Origin of the sequence: Aliiruegeria lutimaris, from assembly GCF_900099935.1 — a bacterium.
GTDB classification, from domain to species: domain Bacteria; phylum Pseudomonadota; class Alphaproteobacteria; order Rhodobacterales; family Rhodobacteraceae; genus Tropicimonas; species Tropicimonas lutimaris.
Map to the genome: position 1 here is coordinate 62,524 of NZ_FNEK01000016.1, position 16,317 is coordinate 78,840.

At 63.0% G+C, this 16,317-nt stretch carries 16 protein-coding genes; 9 read left to right on the top strand and 7 right to left on the bottom strand.

All coding sequences use genetic code 11. The features are described from left to right. Position 1: 1 nt before the first annotated feature. From BLR85_RS09595 to BLR85_RS09605, 3 genes are all read right to left on the bottom strand, one after another. Positions 2–502, bottom strand: coding sequence for a hypothetical protein (locus BLR85_RS09595; protein ID WP_139188344.1), 501 nt, complete (start codon positions 500–502; stop codon positions 2–4). A gap of 237 nt (positions 503–739) precedes the next feature. Then, positions 740–3,199 carry a trimethylamine-N-oxide reductase TorA gene (gene torA, locus BLR85_RS09600; RefSeq protein ID WP_093154543.1) on the bottom strand — a complete coding sequence of 820 codons (2,460 nt, stop codon included), beginning with the start codon at positions 3,197–3,199 and terminating at the stop codon, positions 740–742. 227 nt (positions 3,200–3,426) lie between these two features. After that, a complete protein-coding gene (locus BLR85_RS09605; protein WP_093154548.1) occupies positions 3,427–4,599 on the bottom strand; it encodes a NapC/NirT family cytochrome c in 1,173 nt (390 codons plus the stop codon). A 150-nt stretch (positions 4,600–4,749) separates the two neighbouring features. Between BLR85_RS09605 and BLR85_RS09610 the strand changes: the two genes are divergently transcribed. Further along, positions 4,750–5,472 carry a response regulator gene (locus BLR85_RS09610; RefSeq protein WP_093154553.1) on the top strand — a complete coding sequence of 241 codons (723 nt, stop codon included), beginning with the start codon at positions 4,750–4,752 and terminating at the stop codon, positions 5,470–5,472. 49 nt (positions 5,473–5,521) lie between these two features. On the opposite strand, the gene BLR85_RS09615 is transcribed toward BLR85_RS09610, so the two are convergent. Further along, positions 5,522–7,012 (bottom strand): caspase family protein, encoded by a 1,491-nt coding sequence (locus BLR85_RS09615; RefSeq protein WP_093154558.1) that lies wholly within the window; start codon positions 7,010–7,012, stop codon positions 5,522–5,524. A gap of 6 nt (positions 7,013–7,018) precedes the next feature. Further along, positions 7,019–8,077 carry an OmpA family protein gene (locus BLR85_RS09620; protein WP_093154561.1) on the bottom strand — a complete coding sequence of 353 codons (1,059 nt, stop codon included), beginning with the start codon at positions 8,075–8,077 and terminating at the stop codon, positions 7,019–7,021. Between the two features lie 432 nt (positions 8,078–8,509). Here BLR85_RS09620 and BLR85_RS09625 point away from each other — a divergent pair, with 432 nt between their 5' ends. The 8 genes from BLR85_RS09625 (at position 8,510) to BLR85_RS29085 (ending at position 14,640) form a co-directional block, all read left to right on the top strand. After that, complete coding sequence (locus tag BLR85_RS09625; protein ID WP_093154566.1) at positions 8,510–8,749, top strand: hypothetical protein; 240 nt, start codon at positions 8,510–8,512, stop codon at positions 8,747–8,749. Positions 8,750–9,182: 433 nt separating this feature from the next. Next, on the top strand, positions 9,183–10,316 hold the full coding sequence (locus BLR85_RS09630; RefSeq protein WP_093154570.1) for an ABC transporter substrate-binding protein: 1,134 nt from the start codon (positions 9,183–9,185) through the stop codon (positions 10,314–10,316). Positions 10,317–10,362: 46 nt separating this feature from the next. Then, complete coding sequence (locus BLR85_RS09635; RefSeq protein ID WP_093154575.1) at positions 10,363–11,283, top strand: branched-chain amino acid ABC transporter permease; 921 nt, start codon at positions 10,363–10,365, stop codon at positions 11,281–11,283. Then, the gene (locus BLR85_RS09640; protein WP_093154580.1) at positions 11,280–12,263 is read left to right on the top strand and encodes a branched-chain amino acid ABC transporter permease; all 984 of its coding nucleotides are present in this window, start codon (positions 11,280–11,282) and stop codon (positions 12,261–12,263) included. Before BLR85_RS09635 ends, BLR85_RS09640 begins: the two co-directional genes overlap by 4 nt. Beyond that, positions 12,256–13,005: an ABC transporter ATP-binding protein gene (locus BLR85_RS09645; RefSeq protein WP_093154584.1), complete on the top strand. Its 750-nt coding sequence runs from the start codon at positions 12,256–12,258 to the stop codon at positions 13,003–13,005. Before BLR85_RS09640 ends, BLR85_RS09645 begins: the two co-directional genes overlap by 8 nt. Beyond that, positions 13,002–13,688: an ABC transporter ATP-binding protein gene (locus tag BLR85_RS09650; protein WP_093154588.1), complete on the top strand. Its 687-nt coding sequence runs from the start codon at positions 13,002–13,004 to the stop codon at positions 13,686–13,688. The genes BLR85_RS09645 and BLR85_RS09650 overlap by 4 nt, the downstream gene beginning before the upstream one ends. A 140-nt stretch (positions 13,689–13,828) precedes the next feature. Then, positions 13,829–14,470, top strand: a complete 642-nt coding sequence (locus BLR85_RS29825) for a hypothetical protein (RefSeq protein WP_244520672.1) — start codon at positions 13,829–13,831, stop codon at positions 14,468–14,470. Beyond that, positions 14,467–14,640 carry a hypothetical protein gene (locus BLR85_RS29085; protein WP_170844517.1) on the top strand — a complete coding sequence of 58 codons (174 nt, stop codon included), beginning with the start codon at positions 14,467–14,469 and terminating at the stop codon, positions 14,638–14,640. Before BLR85_RS29825 ends, BLR85_RS29085 begins: the two co-directional genes overlap by 4 nt. Positions 14,641–14,655: 15 nt before the next feature. On the opposite strand, the gene BLR85_RS09660 is transcribed toward BLR85_RS29085, so the two are convergent. Continuing rightward, entirely contained in the window at positions 14,656–15,621 is a 966-nt protein-coding gene (locus BLR85_RS09660; protein WP_093154597.1) for a glutathione S-transferase family protein, read from the bottom strand. A 97-nt stretch (positions 15,622–15,718) separates the two neighbouring features. Continuing rightward, positions 15,719–16,294, bottom strand: coding sequence for an NADPH-dependent F420 reductase (locus BLR85_RS09665; protein ID WP_093154601.1), 576 nt, complete (start codon positions 16,292–16,294; stop codon positions 15,719–15,721). Positions 16,295–16,317 lie beyond the last annotated feature (23 nt).

Consider the following 16,317-nt stretch of genomic DNA (forward strand, 5'->3'; position numbering starts at 1 on the left):
GTCACCTCCGGGCGTCCGTGTCGGCGCGGGCGCCTGCTTTGGGCTGTTGGTCGATGGTATCGCTGGCATGGTTCTGGAGGAAGGCCAGAATGAGCATCTGCTCTTCCTTGGGCAGACCGGTGCGCGGGCCCATGACCTTGATCAGGCTGCGCCACTGGTTGGCGGTGTAATGTTCGGGCACGCGGCGCTGATGGCAGGCGGTGCAGCGTTCGGCGAAAAGCTCCCATGCGGCGGCCCAGATCGGATCGAGGCGCGGCTCCGCGGCCGATTGCGGAATCCAACCCTCGATGGAGACCCGGTTCCAGGTAATGCCCGTCTCGGGATCGCGCAGGCTTTCCAAGGGCTCGGCCAGGCCGATGTTCTGCTTCGGGATCTGGCCCGCCAGGATTCGCTTGCCGGGAAGGCTGAAAAGCACTTGTTCGGCGCCCGCGCGCGCCCAAGCCTTGAGCGCCACGCGGTGATAGCCGTCGCGGGTCTCGATCCGGTCCAGTTCGGCGGCCACGGCGACCTGCGCAAGCCGGGTTGCTTGGGCGCCGGGTGTGTCTGTCAGCGGGACAGTGGCAGAGGCATAAAGCGGCTCCGCCCTCGCTGTTCCGGCAGCAAGTGATATTGCAAACATCAAAGGAACAAGGCCACGCCGAAGCGCGGCCAAGTCCGGGAAGAAAACGGTTTGCGGGCGCTTATCCATCGCAGCATACCGCGACGTCGGAGGCCGTAACCGGCCCCCGACTGGCGTTGCCTATCCCGCAGGCGCCGTGAAGACGGTCGTCGCGGGGACTTCGCCTTCGAACTTCTCGATATCGGCGAGCGCGGTGTGGCCGCAATTGCCTTGAGCGAGGCTGGAGGTGCCGATGCCGACCGTCAGCGTGTTGACGTCGCCATAGACGCACAGTGCGCCGACTTCGCCGCCGGGTGCCGGGTCGTACCAGCCGCCCTCGTTGACCACGATCACGCTCGGGCGGATGTCGTCGGTGACCTTCGCGCCCGCGAGCATCTGCCCACGGTCGTTGAAGATGCGGACGATATCGCCATCCGAGATCCCCTTGGCTGCCGCGTCCTGGCTGTTGATCAGGCAAGGTTCGCGTCCGGCGATCGCGTAGGTCTCGCGCAGCGAGGTGCCGCAAAGTTGCGAGTGCAGCCGCGAGTTCGGGTGTGCCGTGTCGACATGGAAGGGATATTTCGCCCCTTCCCCGCCAAGCCGTTCGATCGGTTCCATCCACATCGGGTGCGGGCCGCAATCGTCATAGCCCATTTTCTCGATGTTGCGCGAATAGATCTCGATCAGGCCGGATGGCGTGCCGAGCGGCTCGAGCAGCGGATCCTCGCGGAAGTCCGCGTAGCGCACGAACTGCTTGGACGACTCGGGGATCTCGAACTCGATGATACCCTTCTCCCAGAAATCGTCGAAGGAGGGCACCTCGATGCCGCGCCCCGGGGCCTGTTCGGCCGCAGACTCGTAGAAGCTGCGGATCCAGCCCATCTCGTCCTTGCCTTCCGTGAACTTGTCCCGCGCCCCGAGCTTCTCGGAGATATCGGCAAAGATGTCGAAATCGTTGCGGGCCTCGTACATCGGCTCGATCACCTGCTTCATCGCCACGATGGCGCGGGCCGAGTAATCGCCGACATTCTCGATGTCGTTGCGCTCGTAGGACGAAGTGGCCGGCAGGACGATATCGGCGAAGCGCGCGGTCGGCGTCCACTGGAAGTCCTGTACGACGACGGTTTCCAGTTTCTGCCAGGCTTCGACCATGCCGGGGGTGCCGGGGTGGTGGGCAAAGGGGTTGCCGCCCACCCAGTAGACCATCTTCACTTCCGGGTACTTCTGGGTCTTGCCGTTGAAGTTGAAGTCCGTGCCCGGGTTCATGATCATTTCGACAACGCGGGAGACCGGGATCGATGCCGCACCGGCTTCGGTGAGCCATGCCGCCCCTTCGACCGCCGCACCGCCATCGGAGATGCCCGGAAGCACGATCGAATTGGCCGAGGGCGCACCGCCGTTGGCGTAGTGATAGCTGAGGCCGAAGCCGCCGCCGGGCAGGCCGATCTGGCCAAGCATCGAGGCGAGCGTGACCAGCATCCAGTGCGTCTGTTCGCCATGGTGCTGACGCTGGACCGACCAGCCGCTCGACAGCATCGTGCGGTTGGACTGGAACAGCTTGGCAAGTTCGACGATCTTCTCGGCCGGCACTTCGCAAATTTCGGCGGCCCATTCCGGCGTCTTCGGTACACCGTCGCTTTCACCTGTCAGGTAAGGCAGGAACTTGTCGAAGCCGGTGGTGTGCTCGTCGAGAAACTCTTCGTCATGCAGCCCTTCGGAATAGAGCGCATGTGCCATGCCGAGCATCAATGCGACGTCGGTATGCGGCCGGATCGGGATCCACTCTGCATCGAAGAACTTCGCGGTGTGGGATCTCCACGGGTCGATGCAGATGACCTTTTTACCGGTCTTCTTGAACTCCTCCATGTAGGTGTAGCCGTCGTGATCGGCGACGGTCCAGCCGATCTGGTTGGTGCGCACCGGGTCGGCACCCCAGAAGACCAGCACATCGGTCGATTCAACGACCACCGGCCAGACGGTCTGCTGTTCGTAGACCTCCAGCGTGCCCATCACGTGCGGCATGATGATCTGGCTGGCGCCGGTGGAATAGTCGCCGGAGGCGTTCACGAAGGAACCGTTCAGACCGAGGTTCAGCATCCGCCGCATCAGGCTCTGGCAGTTATGCAGCTTGCCCGAGCTCTTCCAGCCATAGGAACCGCCGAAAATGCCCGTCGGGCCGTACGTGTCCGAGACGCGCTTGAGTTCATTGGTGACAAGCTCCAGCGCCTCGTCCCAGCTCACGCGCACGAAATCGCCCGCACCGCGGGTTTCCGGGCTGGCGCCGGCACCGCCTTCGAGGAAGGCGCGGCGCACCATCGGATACTGGATGCGCGACGGCGACATCACCGAGTCCATGATGCCAGGCAGCTGGTGGGAGGGGTGCGGGTCGCCTTCCCAGGGCCGTACGTCGACCCATTTGCCGCCTTCGACCTTGGCGTAGAATACGCCCCAGTGCGATCCGGTCAGTACCTCGCCATCGGCGACTGCCGCCCGTGCCGGGTTCACCCAGGCCGCCGGCGCAAGTGCGCCGAGCGCACCGATCGCGGTTGCGCCCTGGAGCAAGGTTCGCCGTGTCATTCCGTGAGTTTTCGTGCCGGACATTTGTTTTCCTCCGTTCATCGGATGCATTCCTCCCGCGGCGCAACATGTCTGGACACAGGCCGAGACTCAGGCGTTGCGCGCATGCCGTAAGGTTAGAGACGTGGTGTAAACAGGGTTCCGGAAGGAGGTGAACCGGCTGTAAATTTCTGTAAACAGGATGTAAACGGACGTGGCCGATACCACCCTGTGTTGTCCGCGGCGCGGTCGCGAAACCGCGCCGGGATCTGTCAGTGGTGCGCCCCGGCGCCGCCGGTATCGCTGGCATGCATCTGCAGGAATTTCTGCAGGAAGCGGTACTGTTCCTTGTCGAGCGCGATGAAGCGTTCCATTGCCTTCAGCGTGCCGATCCACTGGTTGGCCAGCAGGTGTTCGGGCGGCACGGCGGAGTGGCAGACCCCGCAGGTGGCGTTGTTCATCTCGGAGCCGTAGGCCCAGAGATCGTCGATGCTGTCGAGAAGGTCCGACTTGTCGATCCACACATCCAGGCTCACCTTATGCCAGACCAGATCGGTGTCGGGGTCCGTCTCGGTGCTGTGGCGGGTGATGCTTTCGGCGGCGTCTGTCTTGGCCGTCGCGGTAAAGATGCGCTGGCCGCGCAGTTCGTAAATGACCTTGTCCACGCCGTCCTGTTGCCAGCCGTCGATGCGAACCTTCAGAAGGTCGCCACTGCGCTCCAGTACCTGCAGATGCGTCGCCGCCAGGATCTGGCCGGTGCTGTTGTCGTCCGCCTTTGCGTCTTCGGCGGAGAGGTAATGCGGTTTGGTTTGCAGCACGTAGAGTTCGTCAGCCTTCGCGTCCTGCTCGGCGGCCCGCGCCGTCAGGTCCTCGAAGGTCTTCTTGTAGCCTTGCGACATGTCCGGCAGCTTGTGTGCAATGCCCTTGTGACAGTCGATACAGGTCTCGCCCTTTTCGAATCCGGCTTGCATCAGCTTGGCTGCCTCGGGGTCCTGTTTCTCGAAATCCATCGCGTGTTCGACATGGCAGCTCCGGCATTCGCGCGAGTCGCTGGCCTTCATCTCGTCCCAGACCCGTTCCGCCATTTCCAGCCGGTGTGCTTCGAACTTCTCCGGCGTGTCGATCGTGCCTTTGAAGGAGCTATAGGCCTCGCCGAGCGCGCGGTAATGGTCGACCACCCATGGCACGAAGGGTTCGGGCACGTGGCAATCGGCACAGCCGGCCTGTACGCCTGAAGCGTTCGAGTAATGCACAGAAAGCTTGTATTCCTCGTAGGCGGGCGCCAGCTCGTGACAGGAGACACAGAACTCGGTATTTTCCGTCGCCTCGAGCGCGGTATGCGCGCCGACGAGCCCGATGGCCCCGATCAGGATGCCGATCGCCAGCAGGAAGCCAGTGGACAGCACACCCGAAGGGGTCCAAAGCCAGGTCCAGAATCGTTTCATGCCGCACACCTCCGAAAAAGGGCGCAGAGGACATTCCGCCTGCACCAGACATGGAGTTTGTTAGACGATCACTGTAAATCCGCTGTTTTCCGGATTTGAATGGCCTGTAGAAAATTGTAAACACGATGTGAACAGGAAGGAGTATCGCGGATGGACGCCCCAAAGCGCGTGTTGATCGTCGAGGACGATCCGACCAGCCTCGAGCTCATGGCCGGCTATTTCGAGGTCGAGGGGTTCCGGGTGCTCCGGGCCAGTGATGGCGACGAGATGGATGTTGCCCTGCGCAGAGCCAACGTGGACCTGTTGTGCCTGGATATCCGGCTGCCGGGCCGCGACGGCCTCAGCCTGTTGCGCGAATTGCGGCGGTCCTCCGATCTGCCGGTCATCGTCATCAGCGCGAAAACCGAGGATGTCGACCGAATCGTCGCGTTGGAGGTCGGAGCGGATGACTACCTCCAGAAGCCCTACAATCCCCGCGAGTTGCTGGCGCGCGCCAACAATATCCTCCGGCGCGTGGGGCGTTCCGCCCAGGCGCCGGAAAGCGAGGACCAGAATTACGGTTTCAACGGTTGGGTGCTCACCCCCGCCGCCCGAAGGCTGACTGCGCCCGATGGCAGCGATGTCCACCTGACCCGCGGCGAATACGAACTGCTGTTTGCCCTGCTGCGGCACCGGGGCCGGGTCATGCAGCGCGATGCCTTGCTCGATGCGCTGAGTGGCCGGGAGAGGGATCCGTTCGACCGAACCGTCGACGTTCTCGTCGGGCGACTGCGCAAGAAGATCGAGCGCGACCCGAAGAATCCCGATCTCATCATCACGGTGCACGGGATCGGCTACGTGTTCCTGGAACGCGCAGCCGAAAAAGCGATCTGATGGCTTCAAGTCTTCTTGGTCAGTGACCAGTCTGCCGGGCGTTTGAACCCTAGCGGCATCCGCCGCCGGCCCAGTTGCGCAAAACGTCCTTGAAGCCGCCGCCGAAAGGGTGCTGCTTGCTGAGCGCGCGTGTCCCGGCATCGGCGAGATAGGTTTTCGCCTGATCGCACAGCGCCTCAGCCGTCCATTCGTGACAGGATGCGCAAGGACGGTTCTTCCAAACCCCTTCCGGCAATCCCGGGATGGGCGGAAAGAGCGGTGAGCTGTCCACGAGCATGGCGATGGACTTGCCATTGAGTACCGGGTCGCCATGGGCCAGCAGCGCCTCCAGCGTCACATCCCCGGGGGCGGTCGGTGTCACGGGCGGTGTCTCAACCTGTGAGGGCTGCCGTGCAACGGTCTGGGGCTCGGCGCCCTTTGCCGCCAATGCGGCCATCTCCATCGTGGCCAATTCGGCGAAGACGCCGGTCGGGAAGGCGTCGAGATAGGCGCGGTACTCCTCGATCCGGCCGGAGATCTGGGCCGCTTCGATCATCTCCCGCTCGCGCGCATCGGCGTCCGAAGGCGGCGCGCTTGCCGGGGCGGCGGCCGCCGTCTTTTCCGCTTCCGGTTCCTGCTCGCCATCCAGCGCCTGCGTCAGAAGCTCGCGCGCGGCATCGAAATGCTCGCTCTCGGGATAGGTTCGCAGGAAAAGCACGATCTGCACCGGGTCTCCGGAGGCCCTGATCGATTCAAAGAACTCGTCGGCGGCAAGTTGTTCCGGCTTCTCCTGGAGCGCAGGCGTGAATTGGAAATCGACGGTCAGCGACGAGGTGTCCCACGGCGTCTGCCGGCCATTGGTCGCTTCGAGCACCTTGCTGCGCACCCGCTTGAAGGCCTGTTCCACCGGCAGGCCGGGGCTGTCCATCTCGGTCACGAGCGCCGAGGTGAAGGGGGAATTGGAGCCGACCCCATCCATGGCGACGCTGCCCGGCGCGGTCGAATAGGCCATGAATGTGCCGGTCGGCGCCTTCATCTCCGCGAGACCATTGTCGTTCATGTCCGGCACGTCGACGAAGGGGTTGTTTCTGCAGGCATCAAGGATGACGAGGTTGGCGTGGTTTCGCGCCGACGCCATCTGGCGCAGGATCGCGTCTGCCCGCACCGCCACGAGCCCGAGGTCGGCGGCATCGGTGAGCAGGACATCGACCGGCAGCAGGTAGTTGGCGCCGAAACTCTGCACCGCGTGCCCGGCATAGTAGAAAAGTCCGGTGGTTTCCGCGCCATTCGCCCGCAGATCGCGTCCGAACTGGGCAATGGCTCGGTTGAGCCTCACCTGGTCGGCATCGGTCAGCAAGGTGACTTCGAACCCCTTGGAGGTCAGCGCGGCTGCCACAAGGCGCGCATCGGACGCCGGGTTGTCGAGCGGCGAGACGGACATGTAGCTCTCGTTGCCCACGACCAGCGCGAGCCGGGGTTCGGCAATGGCTGTGGTCACCAATGCCTGAAATGCCGTCACAGCGAGAAACAGCCGTAGGATCGGAACAATTAAAGGGATCATGCGGTGCTATTCCACGATCGAGAATTCGATACGGCGGTTCCGCCAGCGGCCGCGCTCGGTGCTGTTGTCGGCAACCGGGCGGATCTCGCCATAGCCGGCGATCTGCATCCGTGCGTTCTCGACGCCCTTGCCCTCCAGATAGGCGGCAACCGACTTCGCACGCCTCTCGGAAAGGCGCAGATTGGCGCGCTCGGGACCGACGCTGTCCGTGTGTCCGCCGATTTCAATCGACAGGTCCGGGCAGCGCCCGACGATTTCGGCCAGAGAGTCGAGCATTGGCGCGCTTTTCGCCTCGAGTCGGGCCGAGCCGGAGGCGAAGTAGATCTCGTTGGCCTCGGACACGGTCAGGAACCGGTTCTGGCATTCTTCCAACGCCAGCTGGCCGCTGCTTTCAAGCGCACGCGATCCCGTGGCGGCAGTGGCCGCGGCTGTCCGAACAGGCGTATTACCCGCCCCGTTGCGCAGGAAACGGAAATCGAAGCTGACCGTGGCCGAGGGAATAATCGGCAGGCCGGCGGCCTCCTCAAGTTTCTTCCACCCGTTTTCGAGGCCGAAATCGGCAACCGAGACCGAAACCGGTGCGGCCGCGGAGATATAGACCTCGTTCTCGTTCAGCAGGGTCACGATCACATCGGATACGAATGTCTTCTGCACCCCGTGCAGGTCCAGAACGTATTCCAGCGAAATCCGCTTGCGCCCCACCTCCGGCAGGTCGGCAAAATCGGCGGCATCGAGCTCCGCAAGGATGGTTGCGCGCGGGTGCAGGAATGTCTCGAAGAACAGGAAGCGCATGCGGACATTGCGGAGATCGATCTTGGTGTCGATGGATTCCAGGTGGACGGTTATCTCGACCTCCCCCGTTTCCTCGATTGTCCCGTCGAGCGCGGCGAAACTGCTGGTTTCCACCTTCGTCGCGTCCTTGATCGACAGGAAGGACAGGGCCGATTGTTCCGCGTCGAGCGTCCAGCCGCCGGCAAATGGATCGGGCGCAGCCCAAGCTCCGGTTGCCGAAATTGACAAGCCGAGGGAAAATGACAGCGCAGAAATATACGCAGCAAAATTCATACCGTTTCCTTCGCGCCTCGCGGCGCTTCTGTTCGCGTTATCGGTAGCCTAGCCGAAACTTTGACAAAGCCCCAACAGAAAGCATGTGGGCGGATACACCAGAGCGTGATCCGAGTTGCTTCGCTCATTACTTGCGCCAGCAGGCGTGAAACTTTCCCCGGCAAGCGACGATACGCTGCCTGATTGGCGCTCCGTAGGCAGCGAAACCGCGCCCTGGTTACACTTTTTGCAGTCTGGTTTGTTGCCGACGACGTTTTTTAGATGAAATTTCTTCGGCTGGCTGGCCTTCCGGTCGCGGCGAGCGAGTACCTCTCGACCACGCTCGGCGATCAATGCCGCGACGAGCCGTGGACGGGCCAGTCTGACACCGTGAGCTGATGCCTCTCGAAGGAGAGCGGCAAGTTCGGCAACAGCATCGATTATCGCAACGAGATGCTCTGCGACTGCGCCGCCGATAGAGGCGAGCCGGACTATTTCGGCGGGCAGGCCGCTTGCAGCCCGGTTCTGGGCGAGATCAGCTTCGGAACGGCACGGGTTCAGTTCGATTACGTCGACCGGCCCGACCCGGTCATCGCGGCACGGCTCGGGCGGTTGCGGGTGCTGGATAAACACCTGTCCACGATCACGACGCTCGTGCAGAGCGGCCATATCGAGCTTGAGCATTCCCGCTAACGGTTCCTTTGCAATGCCAGCGACCGAATGACGGCACATTCAACGATTGGCGTCGGGCTTATGGCAAAGCACTCAGCCGTTATCGACGCTGCGTTCCTACGCATCGTCATGGGCGCAGCTGTTTCACAACCCGGGCGCGACCACGCTGCCGAAATGGGTGTGGATCGCGAAGGGCGTCGGAAGTTTCTACGCGTCTTTCGGGTGCTCTCCGGAGATGTCAGACGCGGGTGTTTTCGGTGAAATCGAAAAGTTTCTCGACAAGTCCTGTCGAGGATTCTCTAATCGCGGGCAGTACTTCCGAAGGCGAGGGTCGAACCAAGTCCGACAATACACGACGACCGGAGACATTCTGTTTGCTCCGCAAAACGTCCCGAGATCACGCTCGCGGGGCGAAAAAAAGAAAATCAAAACTGCCAAATCAATGGGGAACGCTATGAAAATTGCGAAACTAGCGCTTGCGGCCGGATTGGCCCTGGTTGCGGGCATGGCCTCGGCCGAGGTCAAGGTCGGGATGATCACGACCCTGTCCGGCGGCGGGGCCGGGCTCGGAATCGACGTTCGGGACGGTTTCATGCTCGCCGTCAAGCAATCCGGGCGCGACGACATCAAGGTTGTCATCGAGGATGACCAGCGCAAACCGGACATTGCCGTGCAACTCGCCGACAAGATGATCCAGTCCGAGAAGGTGGATGTGCTGACCGGCATCATCTGGTCCAACCTCGCCATGGCGGTGGTTCCGTCGGTCACGGCGCAGGGCAAGTTCTATCTCTCGCCCAATGCTGGGCCCTCCGCGCTCGCTGGCAAGGGATGCCACGACAACTATTTCAACGTTGCCTGGCAGAACGACAACCTGCACGAGGCCGCAGGGGCCTATGCCAATTCCGCGGGCTACAAGAAGAGCTTCCTGCTGGCACCCAACTACCCGGCCGGCAAGGACGCACTCACCGGCTACAAGCGCTTCTTTGAAGGCGAGCTTGCAAGCGAGGTCTATACCGAGCTCGGCCAGACCGATTACGCCTCCGAGATCGCCCAGATCCGGGCCTCCGACGCCGACAGCGTGTTCTTCTTCCTGCCCGGCGGCATGGGGATTTCCTTCCTCAAGCAATATGCCGACAGCGGTGTCGGCCTGCCGGTTGTCGGTCCCGCCTTCTCCTTCGACCAGGGCATCCTTCAGGCTGTCGGCGCGGCCGCGCTCGGCGTGGTCAACACCAGCCAGTGGAACAAGGATATCGACAACCCCGCCAACGCGGCTTTCGTCGAGAGTTTCCAGGCCGAATATGGCCGCTTGCCCTCGCTCTATGCCAGCCAGGGGTTCGACACCGCCAACCTGCTAATCTCGGCAGTCGAGTCCGCCGATGTCTCGGACGCGGATGCCTTCCGGGCAGCGCTTGAGGCCGCCAATTTCGACAGCGTGCGCGGCGATTTCGCGTTCGGGCCGAACCACCATCCGATTCAGACGATCTATGCCCGAGAAGTGGTCGAGGAGAACGGTGTGTTCACCAACAAGATCATCGGCGTCGCGCTCGAAAACCACTCCGATGCCTATGCGGGCGAGTGCAAGATGTAAGATGAGACGCCGGACCGTTCGCGCGGTCCGGCTCTGACAAACCCAGATGACAACAGTTCTCCTCGTGGAGCAGATCCTGAACGGCCTGCAGTTCGGGATCATGCTATTTCTCATGGCCGCCGGGCTCACGCTGGTCTTCGGCGTGATGGGCCTGATCAACCTTGCGCATGGCTCGCTCTACATGATCGGTGCCTTTGCAGCCGCGGCGGTTGCGGCCGCTACTGGAAGCTTCGTGCTCGCACTGGCGGGCGCCATGGCGGCGGCGGCCATGGTCGGCGCGCTGGTGGAATACACCGTGATCCGGCGCCTTTATGCACGCGATCACCTTGACCAGGTTCTCGCGACCTTCGCCCTGATCCTGATCTTCTCCGAGGGAACCCGCTGGATCTTTGGCTCCTTCCCGCTGTTTCTCGACATTCCGTCCGCCCTTGCAGGGCCGATCACGCTGCCGGGCGGCATCGAATACCCCCGCTACAGGCTCGTGCTGATCGTCATCGGCCTCGCGATCGCCGCCGGGCTGGCGCTTTTCATTTCCCGAACCCGCGTCGGCATCCAGATCCGCGCCGGTGAAAACGACCGCGAGATGATCGCCGCGCTCGGGGTCGATATCTCGCGTCTCTACACGCTGGTCTTCGCGCTCGGCGCGGCGCTGGCGGGGCTGGCCGGCGCGCTTGTGGGCGCCATCCAGTCGGTGCAGATCGGGATGGGAGAACCAATCCTCATCCTCGCCTTTGTCGTCATTGTCATCGGCGGGATCGGCTCGATCCGCGGCGCGCTTGTCGGCAGCCTGCTTGTTGGGCTGACGGACACGCTCGGAGGCATCTTCCTGCCCGAAGCCTTCAAGCTCTTCATGGAACCCGCCGCCGCGACCACCGTCGGATCGTCGCTGGCGTCGATGGCAATCTATATTCTCATGGCAGGTGTGCTTATCTGGCGCCCGACCGGCCTGTTCGGAGCGCGCGCATGAGCCGGGAAAGCATCGTGAACGCGGCACTCTTCGCCCTCCTGATCGCGGTCCCGCTCGGAGCGCTGGCGACGGACGAGCCCTTCATCATCACGCTCGCGACAAGAGCGGTCATCCTGGCCCTTGCGGCCGTGGGTCTCAATATCGCCCTCGGCATCGGCGGGTTGGTGAGCCTCGGCCACGCGGCCTATTTCGGCATCGGCGGTTACGCGATGGGCATCCTCGCCTTCCATGCCCAGAGCTACACGCCGCTATTCGAAGGACCCTTCGTGATCGAGGGGACCAAGCTGATGCCGATCATCTGGCTCGTCGCCATCTGTGGGGGCGCGCTGGCTGCCTTCGTGATCGGCCTGCTCTCACTGCGCACGACGGGGGTCTATTTCATCATGATCACCCTGGCCTTCGGACAGATGTTCTATTTCTTCACCATCAGCTGGCCGGCCTATGGCGGCGAGGATGGGCTGTCCATCTATGTCCGAAATTCCTTTCCGGGGCTGAACACGCTGGTGCCGATCCAGTTCTACGCGGTCTGTTTCGTGCTACTGTGCGCGGTGCTCTGGTTCAATGCGCGGCTTGCCCGCGCGCCCTTCGGCCTCGCCCTCAACGCGGCGCGGCAGGTCCCGCACCGCGTTGAGGCCATCGGGCTCGATCCGGTGCGTCTCAAGCTGGTTGCCCTGGTGATATCCGGCGCGGTGACGGGGCTTGCCGGCGCGCTCTTCGCCGACCTCAACCGCTTCGTCTCGCCCACCATGTTCAGCTGGCAGATGTCGGGCGAACTCATGGTGTTCATCATCCTCGGTGGAACGGGGCGCCTGTTCGGCCCGGTGGCCGGTGCGATGCTCTTCGTACTGCTGGAATACCTGCTCGGCGGCATCAGCGATTACTGGCTCGCCTTCCTCGGGGCGCTGCTCCTGCTGGTGGTTCTGTACGGTCGCGGCGGATTGGTGGGGATTTTCGCGGGAAAGGCCCGCAACCATGACTGAGCCTGTCCTCTCCACCCATGCGCTGACCAAGCGCTTTGGCGCGCTTGTGGCGAACGAGGCGGTTTCTCTCGACCTCCGCCCCGGCGAAGTCCATGCGCTGATCGGGCCCAACGGTGCCGGCAAGTCGACGCTGGTGGGCCAGATCTGCGGGGCGATCAAGCCAGACGAGGGGCGCGTGCAGTTCCTCGGCCGGGACGTGACCGAGCAGAGCACCCGGACGCGTGCGCGGTCGGGGCTTGGCCGAACCTTCCAGATCTCCGCGCTGGCAATGGAGGACAGCGTTCTTCAGAACGTTGTGCTCGGCGCCATGGGGGCGGCCGGGACTGTCTGGCATTTTCTCCGTCCGGCAATGAAGGACCTGACGATCCGGCAGAAGGCCGAACAGGCGCTGGAACGGGTCGGCCTGTCCGATCTGGCGTCCCTGCGGACCGGGGAGATCAGCCACGGCCAGCGGCGGCGGCTGGAAGTGGCGGTTGCGCTGACGCTTTCTCCGAAGGCCTTCGTCATGGACGAACCGATGGCCGGGCTGGGCGCCGAGGGGACGCGGGAGCTGACAGCGCTGCTTGATGAGCTGCGCCAGGAAGCGCCGATCCTGCTGGTGGAGCATGACATGGATGTCGTTTTCTCGCTGGCAGACCGGATCACGGTGCTGAATTACGGCCGCGTCATTGCCACCGGCAGCACGGCCGAGATCCGCAGCGATCCGGAAGTCCGCCGAGCCTATCTCGGAGAAGAATCATGAGCTTGCTTTCGCTCTCCAACGTGGCGGCGAGCTACGGCGCCAGCCAGGCGTTGTTTTCCATCGAACTCCAGATCGGCGAGGGCGAGTGCGTTGCCCTGATGGGGCGCAACGGAATGGGCAAGACAACGACGGTCAAGGCGATCTGCCGCATGATCCCGGCCAGCGGAACGTTGCGCTTTGCCGGTCAGGACCTGACCCGCCTGACCAGCGATCAGGTCGCCCGGCTCGGGATCGGGCTCGTTCCCGAGGGCCGGCGCTGTTTCGCGGATCTCACCGTGTCGGAAAACCTGATCGTGTCGGCGCGCAAGGGGCCGTGGGATATCGACCGTGTCACCCGGCTTTTCCCGCGGCTGAAGGAGCGGCAGGGCCAACGCGCTTCCTCGCTTTCGGGCGGGGAGCAGCAGATGCTGGCCATCGGTCGGGCGCTGATGACCAACCCGCGCCTGCTCCTGCTCGATGAGGCGACCGAAGGCCTCGCGCCTGTCGTTCGACAGGAAATCTGGACAGCGATCGACGAGCTGAAATCCGGCGCGGGGCTGGCAATCCTCGTGATCGACAAGTCGATACAGGAATTGCGCAAGGTCTGCGATCGCGCGACGATCATCGAGCGTGGGCGAACCGTCTGGACCGGGACGATGCCGGAGCTGTCCCGCGCGCATTCGGAACGGCATCTGGGTGTCTAGCGTCACATCCACGTAGAACAGATGCAGACCGTCACGCGAATGTAACAATAGCCGCGTAGCAGGGCGTCGTTTCGCTGACGGGACGTGTTCTTGCGGTATCGTACGATCTTCCTTTCGGAACTTCATCTGGGGACCGGGGGATGCCAGGCCGAGCTTCTGCTCAGCTTCCTGATCTGGCGCAACCCGAAGATCAACATGCCCGGCGCTTGTGGAGCGGGCAATACTGGTCGCTTTCCAAATGGACCAAGCAGCAGGTCACGCAGCCGGTCATTTTCATCGGCCGTTGCGAAGAAGTGCTGGCCGATGATGCCCGGCGCGGCGGCTATGACGACGTCATCTGCGGCCACGTCCACCACGCGAATATCTGCCAGATCGACGATATCACCTACGTCAACACGGGCGACTGGGTGAAGAACTGCACGGCCGTCGTCGACGACGCGGATGGCGCGCGCGGCTCATCGACTGGGAGGCACACATCGCGCGCAAACGGATGCAGGCCCGAAAACTTGCCCGCGAAAGGGCACGAAAACGCTGGGAATTCACTGCTTCATGAGACCTCAGAGCAACGGATTCGAATGACCCGGGCCGATATGATCACCGATCAGATCCATGATGCGGTGAACCAGAATGCCGCTCCCAGCTGGGACGGGCTGATGGAACGTGCCTTCGGTCAGCTCTTTCGTGGCCTCGTCCATGCGCAGATCTGGGAGGACTTGGTCGTCGGCATGGCGGCGCTGCGGACACGGGTTTCGGCGATCAGGCGGGCCTGCCGAAACCGTTGAAGAGCCTGCTTTACAGATGGCTGGAGCAATTTCACGTCACCCCGAGAACCGATCTGGGCGCGGCAATCCGGGATCTCGCGGAGGGGCAGGCCGTGGAGGTGCAGCATCGCGAGATCTTCAGGGGCTACGCCCAGATTGCCCGGATCCGCAGATTGCCGAATGCCGGTTGAGGCCCCTCAGTCCCGTCAGGCGGCCAACTTCAGAAGATTTCCGATATGGTCCGGCCCGGTCGGCCGGATACCCGTCGGATTCAGCGCTTTGATCGAGTAATAACCGCGGGTGATGTGGTCCATGTTCACCGTTTCGGCCACCCCCGGCAGGCGCAGGATACGCGCCATATAGGCCGACAGCCGCGGATAATCTGCGATCTGCGCGCGGTTGGTCTTGAACAGGCCGTGATAGGCAGCATCGAACCGGATCAGCGTGACGAAGGTGCGGACGTCGGTTTCGGTCAGGCGATCCCCGAAGAGGTATTCCCCGGTGAGCCGGTCCTCCAGTTCGCAGAGCATGGCGAAGACGCCGTCCACGGCCTCGTCATAGGCCAGTTGCGAGGAGGCAAAGCCCGCCTTGTAGACGCCGTTGTTGAGCATGTCGTAGATGCGCGGGTTGAGCGTGTCGATTTCGTCCGCCAGATCATCGGGATAGAGGCGCAGATCGGACGGCACCAGGTACTCGAACGCGGTGTCGAACATGCGGAGGATGTCGGCGCTCTCGTTGCTGACCATCACGTTGCGTTTCATGTCCCATAGCACGGGCACGGTGGCGCGGCCGGTGTAGCTGTCATCGGCGCGGGTATAGATCTCGTGCAGGTATTTCGCACCGAAATGCGGGTCCTCCTCGGCGCCGGGATAGCCGCCGAACTGCCAGCCCTGATCGTTCAAGACCGGGTTCACCACGGTGACGGGGATCACCTCATCGAGTCCCTTGAGCTTGCGCGCGATCAGCGTACGGGAGGCCCAGGGGCATATAAGGGCGACATAGAGCCGGTAGCGCCCGGCCTCGGCCTTGAAGCCACCTTCTCCGGTCGGGCCGTCGCTCCCATCGGTCGTGATCCAGTTGCGAAAGCCCGAGACCTGACGGATGAAGCGGCCCTTCTCGTCGGCCTTCTGCACCGGTTGCCAGTTTTCCATCCATTTCCCATCAATCAGCATCTCAAATTCTCCTTGGGCCTCGTCAAACAGGAAGGGTGGCATGGTCACGCATGGGGCAGGGGCGCGTGACCATGCCAGTGGTCCTTTAAAGCGGTTATCAGGCGGCTTGCCACTGGGGCGCGATCTCGGTGCCCTGGCAGAGGACGTAGCCGAACTGGATGTTCAGGAAGCCGAGCGGTTCGAGGTAGCGGGCGTTCTTCAGCGGACCGGCATCCACGACCGAAAGGCCGATCTCGGCTGCAAGGCGCTTCACCTTCTCGCGGGCAATCTCGTCATCGGCGGCGACGAAGGTCTGCAGCGGCTTGCCCGCGACCGTCAGACCCGTGGCGTAGTGCTGGGCGAAGATCGTGTTGAACGCCTTGACGACCGAGGCGCCCGGCAGCAGCTTGGCGATTTCTTCGGCGGCAGAGCTGTCATGGCCGACTTGCAGGCCCGAGAAATCCTCGGTGATCGGGTTCGACACATCGACCACCACCTTGCCGGCAAAATCGGCCTTGGCGGCCAGATCGGCAGCGGCACCGTAGGGCGTGGCGAGGATCACCAGCTCGGCCCCGCGCACCGCTGCGCCGATATCGGCGTCGCGGCCATGGGCGATGACGTCATGTCCGGCCTGGGCCAGCACCCCGGCCAGACCAAAGCCGATATTGCCGTTTCCAATGATTGCGATTTTCATTTCTCTTTTCCTTTCTCTCGCCG

What these genes read in the sequence shown, in the direction of transcription:
- BLR85_RS09630 (WP_093154570.1), top strand. Translation starts at nt 9,183, where the DNA reads ATGAAAATTGCGAAACTAGCGCTTGCGGCCGGATTGGCCCTGGTTGCG.
- BLR85_RS09650 (WP_093154588.1), top strand. Translation starts at nt 13,002, where the DNA reads ATGAGCTTGCTTTCGCTCTCCAACGTGGCGGCGAGCTACGGCGCCAGC.
- BLR85_RS29825 (WP_244520672.1), top strand. Translation starts at nt 13,829, where the DNA reads ATGCCAGGCCGAGCTTCTGCTCAGCTTCCTGATCTGGCGCAACCCGAA.
- torA (WP_093154543.1), bottom strand. Translation starts at nt 3,199, where the DNA reads ATGTCCGGCACGAAAACTCACGGAATGACACGGCGAACCTTGCTCCAG.
- BLR85_RS09660 (WP_093154597.1), bottom strand. Translation starts at nt 15,621, where the DNA reads ATGCTGATTGATGGGAAATGGATGGAAAACTGGCAACCGGTGCAGAAG.
- BLR85_RS09620 (WP_093154561.1), bottom strand. Translation starts at nt 8,077, where the DNA reads ATGAATTTTGCTGCGTATATTTCTGCGCTGTCATTTTCCCTCGGCTTG.
- BLR85_RS09610 (WP_093154553.1), top strand. Translation starts at nt 4,750, where the DNA reads ATGGACGCCCCAAAGCGCGTGTTGATCGTCGAGGACGATCCGACCAGC.
- BLR85_RS09605 (WP_093154548.1), bottom strand. Translation starts at nt 4,599, where the DNA reads ATGAAACGATTCTGGACCTGGCTTTGGACCCCTTCGGGTGTGCTGTCC.
- BLR85_RS09615 (WP_093154558.1), bottom strand. Translation starts at nt 7,012, where the DNA reads ATGATCCCTTTAATTGTTCCGATCCTACGGCTGTTTCTCGCTGTGACG.
- BLR85_RS09635 (WP_093154575.1), top strand. Translation starts at nt 10,363, where the DNA reads ATGACAACAGTTCTCCTCGTGGAGCAGATCCTGAACGGCCTGCAGTTC.
- BLR85_RS09665 (WP_093154601.1), bottom strand. Translation starts at nt 16,294, where the DNA reads ATGAAAATCGCAATCATTGGAAACGGCAATATCGGCTTTGGTCTGGCC.
- BLR85_RS09625 (WP_093154566.1), top strand. Translation starts at nt 8,510, where the DNA reads ATGCTCTGCGACTGCGCCGCCGATAGAGGCGAGCCGGACTATTTCGGC.
- BLR85_RS09645 (WP_093154584.1), top strand. Translation starts at nt 12,256, where the DNA reads ATGACTGAGCCTGTCCTCTCCACCCATGCGCTGACCAAGCGCTTTGGC.
- BLR85_RS09640 (WP_093154580.1), top strand. Translation starts at nt 11,280, where the DNA reads ATGAGCCGGGAAAGCATCGTGAACGCGGCACTCTTCGCCCTCCTGATC.